The organism is Parabacteroides sp. CH2-D42-20 (assembly GCF_003670185.1).
GTDB lineage: Bacteria > Bacteroidota > Bacteroidia > Bacteroidales > Tannerellaceae > Parabacteroides > Parabacteroides distasonis.
The window spans coordinates 1-18,772 of record NZ_RAYG01000023.1; the positions used below are offsets into that span (position 1 = coordinate 1).

Annotated in this window: 18 protein-coding genes and 2 tRNA genes; 11 read left to right on the forward strand and 9 right to left on the reverse strand. The window is 46.2% G+C overall.

The features are described 5' to 3' along the window. Window positions 1–437 precede the first annotated feature (437 nt). From D7V92_RS14025 to D7V92_RS14035, 4 genes are all read left to right on the forward strand, one after another. Window positions 438–510, forward strand: a tRNA-Thr gene (locus tag D7V92_RS14025). A gap of 562 nt (window positions 511–1,072) precedes the next feature. Then, entirely contained in the window at window positions 1,073–1,366 is a 294-nt protein-coding gene (locus D7V92_RS14030) for a hypothetical protein (RefSeq protein WP_122377459.1), read from the forward strand. Between the two features lie 108 nt (window positions 1,367–1,474). Continuing rightward, window positions 1,475–1,642 carry a hypothetical protein gene (locus D7V92_RS22250; RefSeq protein WP_008772584.1) on the forward strand — a complete coding sequence of 56 codons (168 nt, stop codon included), beginning with the start codon at window positions 1,475–1,477 and terminating at the stop codon, window positions 1,640–1,642. Between the two features lie 46 nt (window positions 1,643–1,688). Beyond that, the gene (locus D7V92_RS14035) at window positions 1,689–2,114 is read left to right on the forward strand and encodes a DUF5053 domain-containing protein (protein WP_036618286.1); all 426 of its coding nucleotides are present in this window, start codon (window positions 1,689–1,691) and stop codon (window positions 2,112–2,114) included. 449 nt (window positions 2,115–2,563) lie between these two features. On the opposite strand, the gene D7V92_RS14040 is transcribed toward D7V92_RS14035, so the two are convergent. After that, window positions 2,564–2,637 (reverse strand) — tRNA-Ala (locus D7V92_RS14040). A gap of 86 nt (window positions 2,638–2,723) precedes the next feature. On the opposite strand from D7V92_RS14040, the gene D7V92_RS14045 reads away from it, so the two are divergent. Together D7V92_RS14045 and ruvC are read left to right on the forward strand one after the other, a co-directional pair. Continuing rightward, a complete protein-coding gene (locus tag D7V92_RS14045; protein ID WP_121773179.1) occupies window positions 2,724–3,038 on the forward strand; it encodes a DUF4286 family protein in 315 nt (104 codons plus the stop codon). Continuing rightward, complete coding sequence (gene ruvC / locus D7V92_RS14050) at window positions 3,035–3,592, forward strand: crossover junction endodeoxyribonuclease RuvC (RefSeq protein WP_005858764.1); 558 nt, start codon at window positions 3,035–3,037, stop codon at window positions 3,590–3,592. The genes D7V92_RS14045 and ruvC overlap by 4 nt, the downstream gene beginning before the upstream one ends. A gap of 98 nt (window positions 3,593–3,690) precedes the next feature. Here the strand turns inward: ruvC and gdhA are convergent, their stop codons facing one another. Continuing rightward, window positions 3,691–5,025, reverse strand: a complete 1,335-nt coding sequence (gene gdhA, locus D7V92_RS14055) for an NADP-specific glutamate dehydrogenase (protein ID WP_121773125.1) — start codon at window positions 5,023–5,025, stop codon at window positions 3,691–3,693. A 195-nt stretch (window positions 5,026–5,220) separates the two neighbouring features. On the opposite strand from gdhA, the gene D7V92_RS14060 reads away from it, so the two are divergent. Then, window positions 5,221–8,175, forward strand: a complete 2,955-nt coding sequence (locus D7V92_RS14060) for a PEP/pyruvate-binding domain-containing protein (protein ID WP_005868540.1) — start codon at window positions 5,221–5,223, stop codon at window positions 8,173–8,175. Between the two features lie 80 nt (window positions 8,176–8,255). Here the strand turns inward: D7V92_RS14060 and D7V92_RS14065 are convergent, their stop codons facing one another. The 6 genes from D7V92_RS14065 to D7V92_RS14090 all read right to left on the reverse strand — a co-directional run bounded on the left by D7V92_RS14065 (window position 8,256) and on the right by D7V92_RS14090 (window position 13,734). After that, window positions 8,256–9,287, reverse strand: coding sequence for an endonuclease/exonuclease/phosphatase family protein (locus D7V92_RS14065; RefSeq protein ID WP_121773126.1), 1,032 nt, complete (start codon window positions 9,285–9,287; stop codon window positions 8,256–8,258). A 15-nt stretch (window positions 9,288–9,302) separates the two neighbouring features. Next, window positions 9,303–10,040 carry a nucleotidyltransferase family protein gene (locus D7V92_RS14070; RefSeq protein ID WP_005858756.1) on the reverse strand — a complete coding sequence of 246 codons (738 nt, stop codon included), beginning with the start codon at window positions 10,038–10,040 and terminating at the stop codon, window positions 9,303–9,305. Continuing rightward, complete coding sequence (locus D7V92_RS14075; RefSeq protein ID WP_005868544.1) at window positions 10,037–11,467, reverse strand: RNase adapter RapZ; 1,431 nt, start codon at window positions 11,465–11,467, stop codon at window positions 10,037–10,039. Before D7V92_RS14075 ends, D7V92_RS14070 begins: the two co-directional genes overlap by 4 nt. Window positions 11,468–11,648: 181 nt before the next feature. Then, a complete protein-coding gene (locus D7V92_RS14080; protein ID WP_005858752.1) occupies window positions 11,649–12,983 on the reverse strand; it encodes an NADP-specific glutamate dehydrogenase in 1,335 nt (444 codons plus the stop codon). Window positions 12,984–13,148: 165 nt separating this feature from the next. Further along, window positions 13,149–13,331 carry a hypothetical protein gene (locus D7V92_RS22485; RefSeq protein WP_005858749.1) on the reverse strand — a complete coding sequence of 61 codons (183 nt, stop codon included), beginning with the start codon at window positions 13,329–13,331 and terminating at the stop codon, window positions 13,149–13,151. Window positions 13,332–13,344: 13 nt separating this feature from the next. Next, window positions 13,345–13,734: a DUF2007 domain-containing protein gene (locus D7V92_RS14090; protein ID WP_005858748.1), complete on the reverse strand. Its 390-nt coding sequence runs from the start codon at window positions 13,732–13,734 to the stop codon at window positions 13,345–13,347. 86 nt (window positions 13,735–13,820) lie between these two features. Between D7V92_RS14090 and D7V92_RS14095 the strand changes: the two genes are divergently transcribed. The 4 genes from D7V92_RS14095 (at window position 13,821) to D7V92_RS14115 (ending at window position 18,673) form a co-directional block, all read left to right on the forward strand. Continuing rightward, window positions 13,821–14,753: a site-specific integrase gene (locus D7V92_RS14095; protein WP_121773127.1), complete on the forward strand. Its 933-nt coding sequence runs from the start codon at window positions 13,821–13,823 to the stop codon at window positions 14,751–14,753. 506 nt (window positions 14,754–15,259) lie between these two features. Continuing rightward, window positions 15,260–16,324, forward strand: a complete 1,065-nt coding sequence (locus D7V92_RS14105) for a transcription termination/antitermination protein NusG (protein ID WP_005858746.1) — start codon at window positions 15,260–15,262, stop codon at window positions 16,322–16,324. A gap of 11 nt (window positions 16,325–16,335) precedes the next feature. Further along, the gene (locus tag D7V92_RS14110; protein ID WP_005858745.1) at window positions 16,336–16,716 is read left to right on the forward strand and encodes a hypothetical protein; all 381 of its coding nucleotides are present in this window, start codon (window positions 16,336–16,338) and stop codon (window positions 16,714–16,716) included. Between the two features lie 16 nt (window positions 16,717–16,732). Further along, window positions 16,733–18,673: a nucleoside-diphosphate sugar epimerase/dehydratase gene (locus tag D7V92_RS14115; RefSeq protein WP_121773128.1), complete on the forward strand. Its 1,941-nt coding sequence runs from the start codon at window positions 16,733–16,735 to the stop codon at window positions 18,671–18,673. Here D7V92_RS14115 and D7V92_RS22090 read toward each other — a convergent pair. Further along, a complete protein-coding gene (locus tag D7V92_RS22090) occupies window positions 18,647–18,754 on the reverse strand; it encodes a smalltalk protein (protein WP_022193190.1) in 108 nt (35 codons plus the stop codon). The two genes, D7V92_RS14115 and D7V92_RS22090, sit on opposite strands and share 27 nt — an antisense overlap. Between the last annotated feature and the right edge of the window lie 18 nt (window positions 18,755–18,772).

The following is an 18,772-nucleotide window of genomic DNA, read 5'->3' on the forward strand; positions in this document are numbered from 1 at the left end:
TGTATAGAATATGGTACTTCTCCAGATGATAACGTGGAGCTAACCTTTCATTACGAATTGGATGAAGACGGTTATGTAAAAAAAGTGGAAATTAAAAATCTGGATGGATCTGAAACGTGGTGGACAGAGACATATACTTATGAAAGAGTAAAATGAAAGGTTTGTTTCTGAAGTATATACTTGCAGAATAGGCTTTTTCTTATTTAAAGCCCCCACCCAGTAGCAAGGATATAAACAAAGATCACCCAAGCGAACAAAGAGTATTTTTGCTTACTTGGGTGATCTTGCGTATATTTGAATTGAAAATGAGATAATTAACAATAGTATTAATCTAACATTTGTTTAAACTAACACTTAAACCAGAAATTACATAAAATCAGAAAGATAACAGAATTGAATTGTAAATGTCAATAATTCAATATGTTATATTGAGTGTTGCCGAAATAGCTCAGCTGGTAGAGCAACGCATTCGTAATGCGTAGGTCGCCGGTTCAAGTCCGGCTTTCGGCTCTTCATGATAAGGTAGCTATCGTAATGGTAGCTGCCTTTTTTTGTGTTGATAATACATACCATTTACATACAATTAACTCCTCGATAGGGCTCCAAGTTTAGATGTCCTACCTTTAATTCCGGACAGAAGAACGACCTCATGTCTACCCCCTCCCCTAGATATATTCATTAAGTTTACCTTGCATTTAATAAGCCATAAGTTCTTTCCAATTCAAACGATTTAGTAACTTTGCATTGTAGTCCGTCACACCTAAGGCGTTAGGTCACTGATGGAGGACATATTTAGTTAACGAAGTGCGTTTGACATATTATCCTATCGTGAAATCTCGACAATTTCAATCTCTAAGGATAATAGGCAAGAACGTCCTCGCTCGCTATGTTGTTATATACCTTTCCACATTGTGAAAGGACAATATACTCCATAGGGGCGTAGGGCTATTGTTTATTACTTAGAGATGGGCAGTCGAGAGCCTCACGATGGTAGTATTCAGTAGTTCCTGCGCCTTTTTTGTGTTTAATAGCTTACCAGAGGGAACTGGTAAGCAACTTTAAATTTTGTCTTATGGGATTATTCACTTTTGTAGAACGAATTTCCTTATTGTACGATTGTAGAGCCATTATGAAATTGATGGTGAAACTTCAAAGGTGTTCTGAGCCAGACAAGGTGGAATTATGCCTTGAGGTGGAGAAAAGGGTACAAGCCTTATCCTGTAAAGGCGATAAGATGCTAGATGCGGCTCTGAGCGTTATCATACCAATTCAAGGCAGGGATAACGACCTATATTCCTTCTTGCTAATAGTGAGGGAAGAGCTGGATTCATTCAGCAAATGTTGGTGTGCAGGTATGATCTGTTAGTACTATAAAACTGCAGAAAATAATCCGAAGATTATTTGTATAATAATCTTTGGATTATTAGATTTGTGCTGTCAACCCAAACGAGTATTAACGATAAATTTTAAGTCGATGACAAAAGAAGAGCGAGAGAAGCTCGTTCAACAAATGGAAAACCTAAAGTTGCTTTTTGAATTCCATACAGGGAATCGAGTAATAAAAGGAGATCCAGAGTTCGAGCAATATATCAATGATATTTTGGATATGATTGCGGAGATCGAAGAAAAACTAAAAAACTGAGTAATAAACAAGACCCCTCTTTTTGGGGGATAAAAATAATATATTTATGAGAGACTTATCAAAATTTTTACCAACTGCGGACATGCAGGCTGATTTTGAAAAGTTCCAAAGTCTGTCTCCCGAGGAGCGTGCGATGTTTCAAGAAGAGCGTGCCCGTAAGATGGAATCAATGCCCGGGGAAGAACGTGAGGCTTTTGTCGATTCTACTCGTGAAGGATTACGTGCGATTAAGAATGAATTGCAGGATGTTAAACTTGCTTTGGAATTAGGAGATATCGCGAATGCAATCTCTTTGAGTTATATAGCGAAGGCTTATTTTGGAAAAAGTAAGAACTGGCTTTACCAGCGTTTAAATGGAAATAAGGTTAATGGTAAACCCGCTCAATTTACGGAAGAGGAACGTAAACGTTTTGCGGAAGCTCTGCTAGATTTGAGTAAGAGGATAAATGAAACTGCGCTTAAGTTTGCTTAAGCTCGAAGTGTTTGACAATAATTTTGGCCCTGCTTTATTTTAAAGTGGGGCTTTCTTGTTTTTCTCGTAAGGTTTCCTCATTTTTACATTGCATAATATTATTTTCTAGGTGTTGTAAACCAATTACAATTGGCCTTGATTTTATTGGGCTAGGATTAATAATATATTGTAGTTTCCCTTAAAAATAACCTTTATGCAAAACTATACACAACAGCCTTCTGTTTCAAGAGTTATTCCTCCTTCACAAAAAATAAATAAATGTGTGGGTATAGAAGAGTTTTAAACTAAATACCGCATGTCTTAACTGATTACCCAGAATATGTGACTATGACAAGAGGTTGGCTGATACCTAATACACCAATACCTGCTAAGCCTCATAGAGAGTATCAATGACAAAAGGGAATACCCGTTGCTGGATATTCCCTAAATGTTTGATATATGCTAAATTGTGGAGCATATCGGACTCGAACCGATCACCTACAGACTGCCAGTCTGTCGCTCTAGCCAGATGAGCTAATGCCCCGTCTTGTTAATTCATGTGCAAATATAAGGCTTTTCTTGATATATGCGCTATCTTTGTATAAGAAATTTCAAGAGAAAGGAAAGAAGATGATAGTTTATAATACGACTTTTCATATCCATAAGGATATCGTGGATGAGTGTCTGGAATATTTGAAGAATAGTTATATACCGAAAGCCTCCGAGAGCGGTATCCTTTATAGTCCTTATTTGAGACGGATCTTGGATTCGCGGAATGAGGAAGGTGAAAGTTTTTCCGTACAGTTTTATACGAGGGATATCGATTCGTTGAATGAGTGGGTGCGTAAGGAAGGCGGAGCCTTGCAGCAAGATTTGATAGGACGTTATAAAGAGAAAATCGCAGGATTCTCTACCCTGTTGGAAGATATAGAGCTACCTAAATGATCAAGGACCGTATTATATTAGGCATAGACCCCGGTACGATCGTGATGGGATACGGAATCTTGAAGATCGAGGGGAATAAACCGAAGCTGGAAGCTATGGGAATCCTGCAATTGAATAAATATGAGGATCATTATCTCCGTCTGCGTAAGATATTCGAACGGGTCTTGGCCTTGATCGATCAATACCATCCGGATGAGTTGGCTATCGAGGCGCCTTTCTTCGGGAAGAACGTACAGAGTATGTTGAAACTCGGAAGGGCACAAGGAGTAGCGATGGCGGCGGCCTTGGAGCGGGATATCCCGATCTTCGAGTACGCCCCTCTAAAAATCAAGCTCTCGATCACGGGGAATGGAAATGCGGCGAAAGAACAAGTGGCCGGCATGCTACAACGCTATCTGAAGATACCGGATGAGTCTATGCTTCCGCAATTGGACGCTACGGATGGGTTGGCGGCGGCTGTTTGTCATTATTTCCAAACCAATAATCCGATCTCGGAAAAGAAGTATACGGGATGGAAGGATTTTATCGCTAAGAACCCCGGGAAAGTCCGCTGATATGAGCTTAAAAAACATAGTTATGAAATTCTCAAACCATAACTAAGGTTCAAAGAATTCATAACTATGTTTTTATTTAGCCTAAACTGACCTTATTCTTATACGATACCTTGCGCCATCATAGCTTTCGCTACTTTCATGAAGCCTGCGATATTCGCGCCTTTTACATAATTGATATATTTGCCATCTTTACCGTGAGCTACGCATTGTTCGTGGATTGCGCTCATGATCTGATGTAATTTAGCGTCTACCTCGGCGGCAGTCCATGAGATATGCATAGCGTTCTGAGTCATCTCTAATCCGGAAGTAGCTACACCACCGGCGTTGACAGCCTTACCCGGAGCGAATAACTGCTTATGCTCGATGAACAAGTCTACAGCCTCAGCCGTACAACCCATATTAGAAACCTCAGCTACGCACAAGGTCTTGTTCTCGATCAACTTACGAGCGTCAGCCTCGTTCAACTCATTCTGGGTAGCGCATGGCAACGCTATATCTACTTTTTGTTCCCAAGGTTTCTTGCCGGGATAGAAGGTAGAGCCCGGGAATTCGTCTGCGTAAGGAGCTACGATATCATTTCCGGAATTACGCAATTCCAACATATAGTCGATCTTCTCGCCGGAGATACCCGCCGGATCATAGATATATCCGTCAGGACCGGAAATAGTAACCACTTTAGCGCCCAACTCGGTTGCCTTTGTAGCGGCACCCCAAGCCACGTTGCCGAAACCGGAGATGGCGACCGTCTTGTCCTTGATATCGATTCCGTGAGTCTCCAACATTTGATGTACGAAATAAAGAGCGCCGAAGCCGGTAGCTTCCGGACGAAGGATAGAACCTCCGAACTCCATGCCCTTACCCGTGAACGTACCTGTGTTCTCGCGAGCCAATTTCTTGTACATACCGTACATATAACCAACCTCACGGCCACCTACACCTATATCGCCTGCCGGAACATCCCTGTCCGGACCAAGATTACGCCATAATTCAAGAATAAACGCTTGGCAGAAACGCATGATCTCGGCGTCGCTCTTTCCTCTCGGAGCGAAATCGGAACCGCCTTTGCCACCACCCATCGGAAGGGTTGTCAAAGCGTTTTTAAATGTTTGCTCGAATCCTAAGAATTTCAAGATAGACAAGTTAACGGACGGGTGGAAACGGATACCTCCCTTGTACGGGCCGATTGCGTTGTTGAACTGAACACGGTATCCCAAGTTAACTTGTATCTCACCTTTATCATCTACCCAAGGCACACGGAAAGTGAAAATACGTTCCGGCTCAACTAGGCGTTCAATGATTTTCGCTTTCTCAAATTCCGGATGTTGGTTGTACACTTCCTCAATTGATAAAAGCACTTCTTTTACTGCTTGCAAATACTCCTTTTCTCCCGGATGTTTTGCCTCTAGCGCTGATAAAATAACTTCAGTCTTCATAGCATTTATATTCTTTAAAAGGATAACATTCTGTTGGCAAATGTAGGTAATTCTTTGGAATGGCCAAGAGTTTCGCTTACTTTTTATCAGTGAAAGCCTAAAAATCTTCAGTTAGAGTCAGAATGCGTACTTTCATGTTTCAATAGTTATTATTTTTCCTTACATTTGACTCGAATAATTCTATCAGAATCTATTATGAGCGGTATACCGAACTTAAAAGACTTGGTGTTCAGAGACACCCCGTTTGCCAATCTAATGAATAAGCGTATATATAATGTATTGCTTATCGCTACGAAATATGATTCCTTCATGCTGGAAGATGACGGGCGTGTAGATGAGCAGATATTTAACGAATATACTTCCTTAAGCCTCCGTTACCCACCCCGGTTTACGCAGGTGACTACCGAGGAAGAGGCTTTGAATGAGTTGAAGAACCGGAACTTCGAATTGATCATTTGCATGCCGAATATGGATAACCGGGATATATTCGCGGCGGCGAGCGAGATAAAGGTGCATTATCCGAATATCCCGATCGTTGTATTGACCCCTTTCTCGAAAGAGGTGTCTAAGCGGATCGCCAACGAGGATCTGAGCGCTATCGATTATGTGTTCAGCTGGTTGGGTAACTCGGAGTTGTTACTGGCGATTATCAAGTTGATCGAGGATAAGATGAACGCTCCGGACGATACGGCCAGCGTGGGCGTACAGATCATCTTGTTGGTGGAGGATTCCATTCGTTTTTATTCGTCCGCTTTGCCTCATTTATATAAGTTCGTGCTGGAGCAAAGCCAGATGTTCGCGAAGGAGGCGTTGAACGATCACCAGCGTACGTTGCGTATGCGTGGCCGTCCGAAGATCAAATTGGCCCGGAATTACGAGGAGGCGGTACGTATTTTTGATCAGTATCGGGATAATATGTTGGGTATTATCTCGGATATGAGTTTTATGCACAATGGCGTGAAAGATCCGTATGCCGGTTATAAGTTCGGACAGTATGTACGGAAAACGGGTTTGATCATTCCTTTCGTACTGGAATCTTCGGAGGCCAGCAACCATGTGTACGCGAAGGAACTGAACGCCTCGTTTATCGATAAGAATTCCAAGAGTTATCCGCAGGATTTGAAAAAGAAGATCATGCAGCGTTTCGGTTTCGGCGATTTCGTGATCTTGAATCCGCATACGAAAGAGGAGATCATGCGCATCAAGGATTTGAAAGACCTTCAAAAGAAAGTCTTTCAGATTCCCGACGACTCGCTGGTTTACCATCTCTCCCGGAATCATTTCTCCCGTTTCTTTTATTCCCGTGCCATGTTTCCGCCCGCCGAGGTTTTGAAGCATGTGGACGTGAGTGACTATAAGGATATGGATGAGGCCCGGAAATTGATTTTCGACTTGATCGTGCAATATCGCCGGATGAAGAACACGGGTGTCGTGGCGGTTTATCAGAAGGATCGTTTTGATGAGTATAGTAATTTTGCCCGTATCGGCGACGGTTCGCTGGGAGGTAAGGGTAGAGGTCTTGCTTTTATCGGTGCGATGGTGAAGCGATACCCTAAGCTGGAGAGTGATAATTTTGCTGTGAATATCCCGAAGACGGTCGTGATCTGTACCGATATCTTCGACGAGTTCATGGAGACGAACGAGTTGTATCCGGTAGCGCTGGGCGATGCGGACGACGAGACGATCCTCCGGTATTTCTTGCGGGCCAGCTTGCCCTCCCGTTTAATCGAGGACTTGATGGCTTTCTTCGATGTGGTGAAAAGCCCGATCGCCGTGCGTTCCTCCAGCCTGCTGGAAGATTCGCATTATCAACCTTTCGCCGGGATCTATTCTACGTATATGGTACCTAAGATCGAGGAGAAATACGATATGCTCCGTACGGTGAGCGACGCTATCAAGGCGGTGTATGCCTCTGTCTTTTATAAGGATAGTAAGGCGTATATGACGGCTACCTCGAACTTGATCGATCAGGAGAAGATGGCTATCGTCTTGCAAGAAGTGGTGGGCTCCCGTTATAATGATCATTTCTATCCGACGATGTCGGGCGTGGCCCGTTCCTTGAATTTCTATCCGATCGGTAACGAGAAGGCGGAGGATGGGATCGCGAATATCGCCTTGGGATTGGGTAAATATATCGTCGATGGCGGGCAAACCTTGCGTTTCTCTCCCCGACATCCCCATAGTATCTTGCAGATGAGTACGATGGATTTCGCTCTTAGGGAGACGCAGACTCGTTTCTATGCCTTGGATTTGAAGAATATGGCGGAAGCCTTCTCGGTAGATGATGCCTTTAACTTGGTGAAGCTGGGCTTGAAGGATGCTGACGCTGAAGGCTCCTTGAAATATATTGTCTCTACATACGATCCGTACGATCAGATTATCCGTGACGGTTATTACCCGGGCGGTCGTAAGATCCTTTCTTTCGTGAATATCCTACAGCATGACGTGTTCCCGCTGGCGGATACGTTGGATCAGATCTTACGGATCGGGCAGCAGGAAATGGGCCGTCCGGTAGAGATTGAGTTCGCTGTCAACATGGACCCGTCGGATCATACAAGGGCGACTTTCTATCTGTTGCAAATCCGTCCGATCGTAGATAATAAAGAGATTATGGACGAGGATCTGAGCTTGGTGAAGAACGAGGAAACCATCCTTTCTTCTACCAGTGTTTTGGGACATGGTATCGTTGGCGACGTACAGGATATTATCTATGTGAAGACGGGCGCTTTTAATTCATCCAATAATCAGTTGATCGCTTATGAGATCGAGAAGATGAACCGCTCGTTTACCGATCAGGAGAAAGGATACGTATTAGTCGGCCCCGGCCGATGGGGGAGCAGCGACTCTTGGTTGGGTATTCCGGTGAAATGGCCGCATATCAGTAACGCACGGGTGATCGTGGAATGCGGATTGGAGAATTATCGGGTAGACCCGAGTCAAGGTACCCATTTCTTCCAGAACCTGACTTCGTTCGGAGTGGGTTATTTTACGGTTAATCCATTTAAGGGAGATGGTTGGTTCGATGAGGCGTTCTTGAATGCGCAACCTGCCGTAGAGGAGACGGAATATCTTCGTCATGTACGTTTTGATGCTCCGATTACGATTAAGATGGATGGGAAGAAAAGTCTTGGCGTGGTATTGAAACCATAAAAAGATAGCGTTTCAAGAGAAGATAGTTGTTTGTGGATTTGCGAGACGAGCCGGTAAGACGGGGCTCGCGAATCCATTTTTTATTTCAAGTGGAAAGTGGCAAGAACCGCTTTATGATCGGTAGGCCAGATTCCAAGGGGAGTCATGATCGGGTCGGAGGTCTCTTCCGTCTCTCTTTGCCCACGGAGGATGTCACCTTTCGGACCGATGATACATACATCTGTAAGCGTTAATCCCTCGAATGGAGCGTAATGGATGAAATCGATGCGATCTCTATCGTCCGCTTTCGGCGACCAAACCAATTTCTCTAAAGCGATATCCTTACAGTCCGCCGGGCAGGTAAGTCCCGGATGAGTTACAGGGTTCGGGAAGATCTCACGGTACGTATCTTTGAAGCCGTCTTTCTCCAGCATGACGGATACGTGCCAAGGAACAACCAATCCTTGGTGGTCTCTCATATCTTTGGTCGCCTCGGTCCAGTCCAGATGGGAAGGCTCGTTAAAGTCTCCTCCGAGGATAACGATCCGTCCGGCTTCCCGATCCTTTTTCGCCTCTTTTAGGAAGCAAGCGATAGCGTCGTCACGGACAGATTGCTCGTTCAACCATAGGAGTGTGTCCAGATTGGTGACAGGAGGTTCCTCGTCCCATGTATTTCCGTCGTATCCACGGGCATCGTAATAAGCGCAATTGCGATAATCCAGATGGGCGGTGTAAAGAGCTACCTCGGCATCGCCGATGTGGGTAATGGCCTTGTACATACTACCCCTGTCATCGTTCAAGGGATAGACGGTCGTGCTATCCGTGATCGGGTAGCGGCTTAACAGACCAGAATCCTCGGTGTAGAAAGAATAGTACGTTTGTCCTCTTTGCTGCAACGCTTCCACGATCCGGTCGCAAAAACGGGTCTGATGATAATTACGTACCTCGCTTAACGTAACGAAATCGGCGTTACTTCTTACGATCTCGTCAGCGATAGCGTCAAAGCCTCCTTTTACGACAGCGCTTTCCTGCCAGATGTTGAATTGAAGAACCTTGAAAGTCTTCTCTTGCTGGCAAGAGCTGAGGCCCAGCGCGATCAACAAGAGTAAGTAGATAAAACTAGTTTTTTTCATGTGTGAAATATTTTGTTAGATGTTTTGTCGTAGCCATTCCTCGGCGGCGGCCAAGGTTTCCGGCTTGCCGATATCCAATAGTTTTAGGTTATCCGCCATATAAGCCCTGATATCGGTTTTGGCGCAAATAGCCAGATAGAAGTTAATGATAGAGAACTTTCCGGTCCATTCTTCCATCAGCTCCAATATCTTGGGCGAGAGTACGTGGATTCCGCTAAAGGCGTACTCGTTGTGTTGATCCGGGTCAAAATAGGGATAGTAAGATTTTACCTCGCCGGTCTCATGATTACGCCAACCACACAGTCTATTCTCCTTATTAAATAATAGATAACGTGAGGTATTGCGCTGGCTGACGAGTAAGGTAGCCAACGGGTTCGTTTGTACATGGGTATCGTATAGTTTCTTGAGATCCACGTTCGATAAGATATCGACATTATGTATCAAGAAAGGCTCGTTCCCGCATAAAAGAGAAGTGGCCTTCTTGATTCCTCCTCCCGTATCCAGCAGATAATCGCTCTCGTCCGAGATTTCGATCCGGACACCGAAGTTGTTGTTCGCCTCCAGAAAATCCACGATCTGGTTGCCTAAATGGTGGATATTGATCACGATCTGGTCGAAACCGGAGGATTTCAGTTTCAGTATGACGTGTTCTAGCATCGGTTTGCCCCCGATAGGTATAAGCGCTTTTGGCGTGTGATCGGTTAACGGCTTCAGTCTGGAACCAGTACCGGCCGCGAAAATCATAGCTTTCATAATGTAGGGTTAAAGAGTTGTTCTATATTTTGTTCTCTATGTACTAAATGTACTTTTACTCCGAACTTGGTGTTAAGATGTTCCGCCAGATGCTGTGCGGAATAGACCGAACGGTGCTGTCCTCCCGTACATCCGAAACAAATCATCAAATTGGTGAATCCACGATCCATATATCGTTTTACCGAGGCGTCTACGATATGGTAGACATGCTCGAGGAAGTTCGTGATCTCCCCGTCATCCTCCAAGAACTGGATCACTGGCTCATCCAAACCGGTGAAATGATTGTAACGCTCGTATTTACCGGGGTTGTTTATCGCACGGCAATCGAATACGAATCCACCTCCGTTCCCGCTAGGGTCGTTCGGGATTCCTTTTTTATAGGCGAAGCTCATGACCTTTACTTCCAGCATATGTTTCTGGATATCATCCGTGAATTGTTTCAACCCGGTAAGCTCACGAAGGACGGAGCATAAATAGGGATATTCCGGATAGTCATTCTTCAATAACTGCCGCAGGTTCTCGATCGCGAACGGGACGCTTTGGATGAAATGAGGCTTTTTCTCGAAATACCCCCGGAAACCATAAGCCCCCAATACCTGCAAGGTCCTAAACAGGACGAAATGGCGCAGCTGGCTATGGAAGTAAGCCTCGTCTACCGGGATATATTTACGTAGGGCCGTGATATAATCCGATAGTAATTCATTCCTCAGATCCTCCGGATATTTCGCTTTCGCCTGCCAAAGGAAGGAAGCCACGTCGTAATAAACCGGGCCTTTTCGTCCACCTTGAAAATCAATGAACCAAGGCTCTCCGTCCTTTACCATAACATTGCGTGACTGGAAATCACGGTATAGGAACGTGGCGGATGAACTGCGTAACAATACGTCGCTCATCTTCAAGAAATCATCCTCCAGACGATTTTCCTGAAACTCCATCCCGGTAGCCTTTAGGAAACAGTACTTGAAATAATTCAAGTCCCAAAGGATAGACCGTTGGTTGAACTCGGCTTGTGGATGGCAATACGAGAAATCGAAACCGTCGGACCCCAAGAACTGGATGTCGGGGAGTTTGGTGATCGTCTTGTGTAATAAACGGCGTTCCTCCTCGTCGAATACACTGCTTTTACGGCCTTTCTCGATGGCGTTGAAAAGAAGCGTATCTCCTAAATCTTCTTGGATATAAAATGAATGGTCGTCCGAGCTGGCATATACTTGCGGTACGGGTAAGCCCTTCCCCCGGAAATGTTTTGCCATATAGATAAAAGCCTCGTTCTCCTCAATAGAAGTGCCACTAACTCCAATCAACGTCTCAGGACCTTTTATCCTGAAATACCGGCGATTAGAGCCGGATGACGGTAACTCCGTTATTTCCTCTGCCGGTGATCCGGTATATGATTGGTATAGCTTCCTAAGTTCTTCTGTTATCATACTTATCGATTTACGGCACTAAGATACCGCTTTTTAATTGAAAATTAAGAATTGAAAATTGAAAATTGGGACTTCGTCGGAAATAAGAAAGGGGAATAGCCTCTCAAAGCCTATCCCCCTCGCTTATATGATCATCAATCTCTCCTCTCTAACTAATTTTCAATTCTCAATTTTCAATTACCTAGAGTATTCCTTGTGCCATCATAGCCTTAGCTACCTTCATGAAGCCGGCTACGTTGGCGCCTTTCACGTAGTTTACGTAACCATCCTCTTGCTTTCCGTATTTTACGCATTGCTCGTGGATGTTTTCCATGATGCTTTGAAGTTTCTGGTCTACTTCCTCGCTGCTCCAGCTTAACTTCTGTGCGTTCTGAGTCATCTCAAGACCGGAAACGGATACACCACCTGCGTTAGCGGCCTTACCCGGAGCGTAAAGGATCTTGGCCTCAAGGAATGCGTCGATAGCTTCTGGTGTAGAAGGCATGTTAGCACCCTCGGATACGGCGAAGCAACCGTTGGCCAATAAAGTCTTGGCATCGTCGCCGTTCAACTCATTCTGGGTTGCGCTCGGCATAGCGATGTCGCATTTCTCTCCCCAAGGACGAGCGCCTTGTACATATTTGCATCCGTATTGCTCTGCGTATTCACGGATACGGCCACGATACAAGTTCTTCAACTCCATGATATAATCCAGTTTCTCACGGTCGATACCATCCGGATCATAGATATAACCGTCGGAATCAGACATCGTGACAACTTTCGCTCCAAGACTGATTAATTTCTCTACCGTATATTGAGCCACGTTTCCGGAACCTGATACACAAACTACCTTGTCTTTGATATCAATGTTGCGGGTTTTCAGCATCTGCAACAAGAAATATACGTTTCCGTAACCTGTAGCTTCCGGACGGATCAAGGAACCTCCGAACTCGATACCCTTACCCGTGAATGTACCCGTATTCTCACGAGCCAATTTCTTGTACATTCCATACATATAAGCCACCTCACGTCCGCCTACACCGATATCGCCGGCGGGAACATCCGTGTCCGGACCGATATGGTGCCATAACTCAAGGATGAAGGCTTGGCAGAAACGCATGATCTCAGCGTTTGACTTTCCTCTCGGGCTAAAGTCGGAACCTCCTTTACCACCACCCATCGGCAATGTAGTCAGTGAATTTTTAAACGTTTGCTCAAAAGCCAAGAACTTAAGGATCGATTGGTTTACGGAAGCGTGGAAACGGATACCGCCTTTGTACGGGCCGATAGCGTTGTTGTGCTGGATACGGTAACCCATGTTCGTCTGGATTTGTCCCTTATCGTCCATCCAAGTTACACGGAAAGAGAAAATGCGATCGGGGATACAAAGGCGCTCGATCAAGTTGCTTTTCTCAAATTCCGGATGCTCGTTGTAAGCTTCCTCGATAGTCCCTAAAACCTCTGATACTGCTTGATGATATTCCGGTTCGTTCGGAAATCTTCTTTTCAAGTTGTCTAAAACTTCACTTGCCTTCATGACTGAATTTTATATTTAGAATGTTATACCATTTTGTTATCCGTATGCCGTTTGTTTAACGACGTGGCAAAGGTAAGCTAATTTTTGACACTAGCAAATAATTGAAAGAGAAAATGCGTAAAAAATATCATTTAGATATATTAAGTTTGAAAAAACGACGAAATGTTATTCATCTCTATGCTTGAAATTCTTATAGATCGGAACGAACACAATGATAGCGGAGGCTACAAGGGCAAATATGACGTCGAAATTGATCGTTTCGCTGTATACAAGCAGCATGTAGCATAAGACACCCCATAGTAAGGTGATACATACGGCTTGACTATTTGTTATCTTTCTGCGTGCCATTGATTACATTTGTTTAGTTTGAGGAAATAAGCGATCCGAAGTAAATCACCAAAGCCAAAAAGACAGCTATGATGACGAATAGGATCATGATTTGTTTCTCTAAGGGATATTTTCGTAGAAAAGGGATATGACGTGCGAATCCGGCGACTTGTTCTACCGGTTCCGCTTGCTCGTCTTCCCGGGGCAGGTCGTAACCGCCTTCCTCCATGATCTTCATGGCTCGGGGAACGTCGCTTTCCAGAATCTCCACCCGTGCGCCGCCTACGTCTACGTAACCGGCCATGATCTGGCTGCTTAACTCATTGCGGAGATAACATTCTATCCCTTCCGACCTCAACAGGGCCATCAGCGGTTGGGCATCCGCCGGATAGGTGAACCGGGCTATTTCTACGATCTTGTCCATGGTATTTGTTTTTCTGCAAATGTAAGTAGACAATCACGAATTAACCGTGTTTTTTATTGTAATTTACTTTTTTTATACGTGAAAATATGAAACAGTATGATTTAGCGGAGGGTATGCGGATGTATATAGCCCGATTGAGAGAGCAAGGACGTTATTCGTCCGCCAAGAGTTATCAAGATGCCTTGAATTCATTCCTGCGTTTTTGTGGGCAGGAGGTGATTCCTTATACCCGTATCGACCGGGAAATGCTTTTGAGGTATCAAGACTATTTGCGGGACCGGGAATGCTCGTGGAATACGGTGTCTACCTATATGCGTAGGATTCGCCGTGTGTATGGGTTGGCGATGGAGAATGGGGAGGCTCCTTTTCCCCGTTATTTGTTCAAGGGAATTTTCATGGGAGTGAAAAGCAAACAGAAGAAGGCGTTGCCTACGGAATCCTTGCGTTTGTTGATGACCGCTCCGTTGGATGATTCGGGGCTGCGGAAAACACAGCGGGCATTGTGTTTGATGTTCTTGTTTTGCGGTATGGCGTTTGTCGATTTCGCTCATTTGAAAAAGAGTGATATCCGGAATGGTGTCTTGAGGTATAACCGCCAGAAGACGGGTACACCGATGTTGGTCGAGATACAGCCTGTGGCCAAGGAGTTGTTGGCTGCGTTAATGACCGACACGCTTAGGGATTCTCCTTATCTATTCACTTTCTTGAGTGGGACGAAAACGGGTGAAGAGGCCTTCCGGGAATATACCTCTGCCTTGGCTGATTTCAACAGTTCCTTGAAGGAACTGGCAAATGCCTGTGGTGTGACGGAAATGGTTACCTCGTACTCAATCCGTCACTCTTTCGCCACGACCTTGAAGGAACAGGGTGTACCGATCGAGATGATCAGCGAATTGCTGGGACACCAATCGATCAAGACGACGCAAATCTATTTGAAGAGCTTCTCTTTGGATAAGATGTCTGCGGTGAACAAGGCTTGCTTCGAGAGCATATATAATAATGTATCAAAGGTGGGGTAGGCGATCGGCTACTTGGGAAGTAGCGTAATCTTCCACGCCGCAAATTTAGTAAAAAACACCGAATAACAAACAATTTTTAGGCTTTGTGTAGGCTTTGTTTGTTTTCTGAATTTATCTTTCCTCGATTTTTCGTTTCTATTCGTGGTGTATGGGCACGACAATGGAGACGAAACGACCTCATATTTCCTGCATCATCACGTCTCCAAAAAAAATCGTACGAACATCGTGTAGAGACGGGGCACGCCCCGTCTCATCCCCTCAAATGGGTATTTTAAATTATTGCCAGACGGTGGGAGACGGAGCGTGCTCCGTCTCTACAACTGGGTAATATCATTTCCTATCTTTTACGCTACTTCCCAAGTAGCCGATCTTCCACGTCCCGATAGAAGAGATATTGACATGGTTTCTATTGCTTTAAAATTTTCGGGAATAGAAAAGAATGTTTGATTTAAGTATTAGATTATCAGCGTATTAATAGAATGTGCTGATATGGCATTGAAGTATCTATGGGTCATGATCTTCCCCCTTTACCATTGCGTGATGTCCACACCGTAAGATGGTATGTGTTATCTCTTCCCGCTTGTCACAAAGGTCCAGCCAAGGGTTTACGGAAGGAGTTAGATCGCAGGGTGCGTTTGGGTGAGCCTACGTTCGATTTTTTCGCCCCCTCTTTCGTGGAGATGCATCGCCGTGAGGGGCGTTTGGTGGAGACTCACCGTCCGTTGCTCTACAATTATGTGTTTATCCGCTCTTCTGTGTATGAGATCTTTCGTTTGAAACGAGATTTTCCCTTGTATAATTTCCTGCCTAGCGTGGATGGCCGTGGCTCATATCCTTTTGTCTCCGATCGTGAGATGGAAAACTTGCGTTGGGTGGCTCGTTCTTATTCGGATGAGCTTCCGGTGTATGTGCCGGAAGCGGGTTATTTGCGTAAAGGTGACCGGATACGCATCACGGATGGTCGTTTCAAAGGTGTTGAGGCAAGTGTAGTAATACAGCCCGGTGTTGGCGAGCGGGAGGTAATGGTATGCGTGGACAACTGGATGTGGGTTCCTTTATTGCGTGTTCAGCCGGGCGAGTATGAGGTGATCAGCTTGGCCGAGGAAGGCAAGCATGTATATACCCGTTTGGACAATTCCCGGATACAAAATGGTCTTCATGAGGCGTTGGGCCGTCATTGGGGGGATGGTGGCGTTACGGCTATAGATCGTGAGCTGGCGACTGAGACCTTGCGTGCCTATGGAGAGTTACAGCTGGATTCTGCCGTGATGCGGTGCAAACTCTATTCCCTCTTGTTGCCCGCCTATACGATACTAGGGGACGAGGAGCGGCAAAAGTCGTTGATCGGAACGATCGTCTCGTTCTTACCCTTGATCCGTGCGGAGCAGTCGTTGGCATTATTACTACTTACGCTTTATGGTTGTACGGATAGCAGTATCTATTATTATCGTGCGCACGAGTTGATCGATCCGTGGAGTCGGGAATCCTCCCCGAAGAAGAGTAAATTATCCTTGATCCGTCGGTTAGCCGACTACGACCGCTGGCTAAAACACGTGGGAATTGAAAATTAAAAATTCAAAACATGCCTTCTCTTCCTTCTGGCATACGCTTGGTTACGTTACTAAACGAGCATCTGAACGAGATCATGGATCGTGAGCGTACGAACCGTACCTCGATCCATTTATATTGTACGGGTCCTTATTGGGTGGCTTTCGAGCGTTCTGCCTATCAGTTGTGTCTCACCTTCCCGGATAGCGAGATCACGCCGCTGCGCCTGTTCGCCTACCCGTTCCCGATCGTGATGGTGTCCGTGACGGATCGCTCGTTGCGTTCGTACGCCCGTAAACATATTTTGAGGCGGGACGAGACGGATTACGTGGTGCTGACCGTCCCCGAATCCTCCTTGACTGACTACCGAAGATGGCATGCCGGTGAGGTGGAGGGCTTGCCCCAGCTTACATGAACCCCAAATTTTATTCATGATGAACCTTTTTTCTAAACTCTCAACGTGGTATTTCTCAAGGAAAGCGTTGCCGTATTGGAGCATTATCCTGTTGGATTGCTTGGTGATCCTGTTTTCAGGCTTGCTGGTATATGCCTTGAATAACGGGATCTTCGCCACGATGGGCATCTTTTGGCACCTGTCGCTCACGTGGGGTGTTTGCCTAGTGCCTTATCTGGTGGGCTTTAGGCTGTTCCGTACGTATTCGGGCATCATTCGTTACTCTTCCTTCGTGGATTTGCAACGGGTGGGCTTCGCCGTGCTGTTCGGTGTGGTTTGCGTGGTGACCTTCCAAGAGTTTACGGATTTTTCGCCTTACTTGGTGTATATCCGTAAACGAGACCTTGTGCTATCCTCCCTGCTGGCGATGAGCTTGATGTGGGCGATGCGTGTGTTCGTGAAGTATTTCTACGTGACGACCTTTCGCCAGTCGAAGGCTGAGCGTGCCTTTATCTTCGGCGTGAAGCAGGGCGGTATCAGTTTGGCGAAGAGCATCCAGAACCAAGATCCCGCACAGTACGTGCTGGCAGGCTTCGTCTCGGAGGCCGGGAACATGCAGAATCGTATATTGATGGGAGTGCGTGTGTACCCTTTCGATGAGGAGCTGATCGATGCGATGCGCCGGGAGCGGGCGACGATCCTTTTCGTCTCCCCCTTGAAGAGCGACTCCATCCGGGAACAGCCGGATATGGTGGCCCGTTTGGCGGAGGCGGGGATCAAGATCTACGTGACCCCGGCGGCGCAAGAATGGGATGGCAGGAGCGATTTGACGCATACACAACTCCGGAAGGTTGAGATCGAGGATCTGCTTCCCCGGGAAAAGATAGAGATAGACATGGAGGCGGTGGGCCGCTTGCTTCGTGGTCAACGCATCCTGATAACGGGAGCCGCCGGCAGCATCGGTGGCGAGATGGTGCGCCAGATCGCCTCGTTCGCTCCGGATCGCTTGATCTTGGTAGATCAGGCGGAAACTCCCTTGCACGACATCCGCTTGATGATGGCGAGGGATTGGCGGGATATCAACGCCTATACCTTGGTGGCGGACATCGCTAACAAGTCTCGCATGGAGGAGATCTTCTCGGAGCATCGCCCCGCCTACGTGTTCCATGCGGCGGCTTATAAGCACGTTCCGATGATGGAGGATAATCCTTGTGAGAGTGTGGGTAACAACGTGGACGGTACCCGTGTGATCGCCGACTTGGCCGTGAAGTATGGCACGAGGAAGTTCGTGATGATCTCCACGGACAAGGCGGTGAATCCCACGAACGTGATGGGTTGCTCGAAACGTATCTGCGAGATTTACGTGCAGAGCCTCGACAAAGCGATCAAGGAGGGCCATGTGGAAGGCGTGACGCAGTTCGTTACGACCCGCTTCGGCAACGTGCTGGGTTCTAACGGCTCCGTGATCCCATTGTTCCGTGAACAGATTGCCAAGGGCGGTCCCGTGACAGTGACGCATCCGGATATCATCCGTTTCTTCATGCTGATCCCGGAGGCCTGCCGGTTGGTATTGGAGGCGGGTACGATGGGTAACGGTGGGGAGATCTTCGTCTTCGACATGGGCAAACCCGTGCGTATCATCGACTTGGCGAAACGTATGATTCAGCTTTCGGGCGCCAAGAACGTAGAGGTCCGGTTTACGGGTCTTCGTGCCGGCGAGAAGCTGTACGAGGAGGTACTGAACGACGAGGAGATCACGCTGCCTACCTTCCATCCGAAGATCAAGATCGCCAAGGTACGGGAGTACGATTATGATACGGTTTGCCAAGATATAGATGAACTCGTCGGCCTAGGCCGCTCGAGGGACGATATGGCCATTGTAGGCAAGATGAAGGCGATCGTCCCCGAGTTCAAGAGCCGGCACTCCAAGTACGAGGTCTTGGATAAGGCGCTAGAAAGCGCAAGCACTGATGCCTAAGGCCCCGGCGATGGTGGTGGCTATGGCGATGACTACTTTGATGATTACGCTCCAAACGTTGGTTTTCTTCTTTTCACTCATTTAAATTTGTTTTATAAG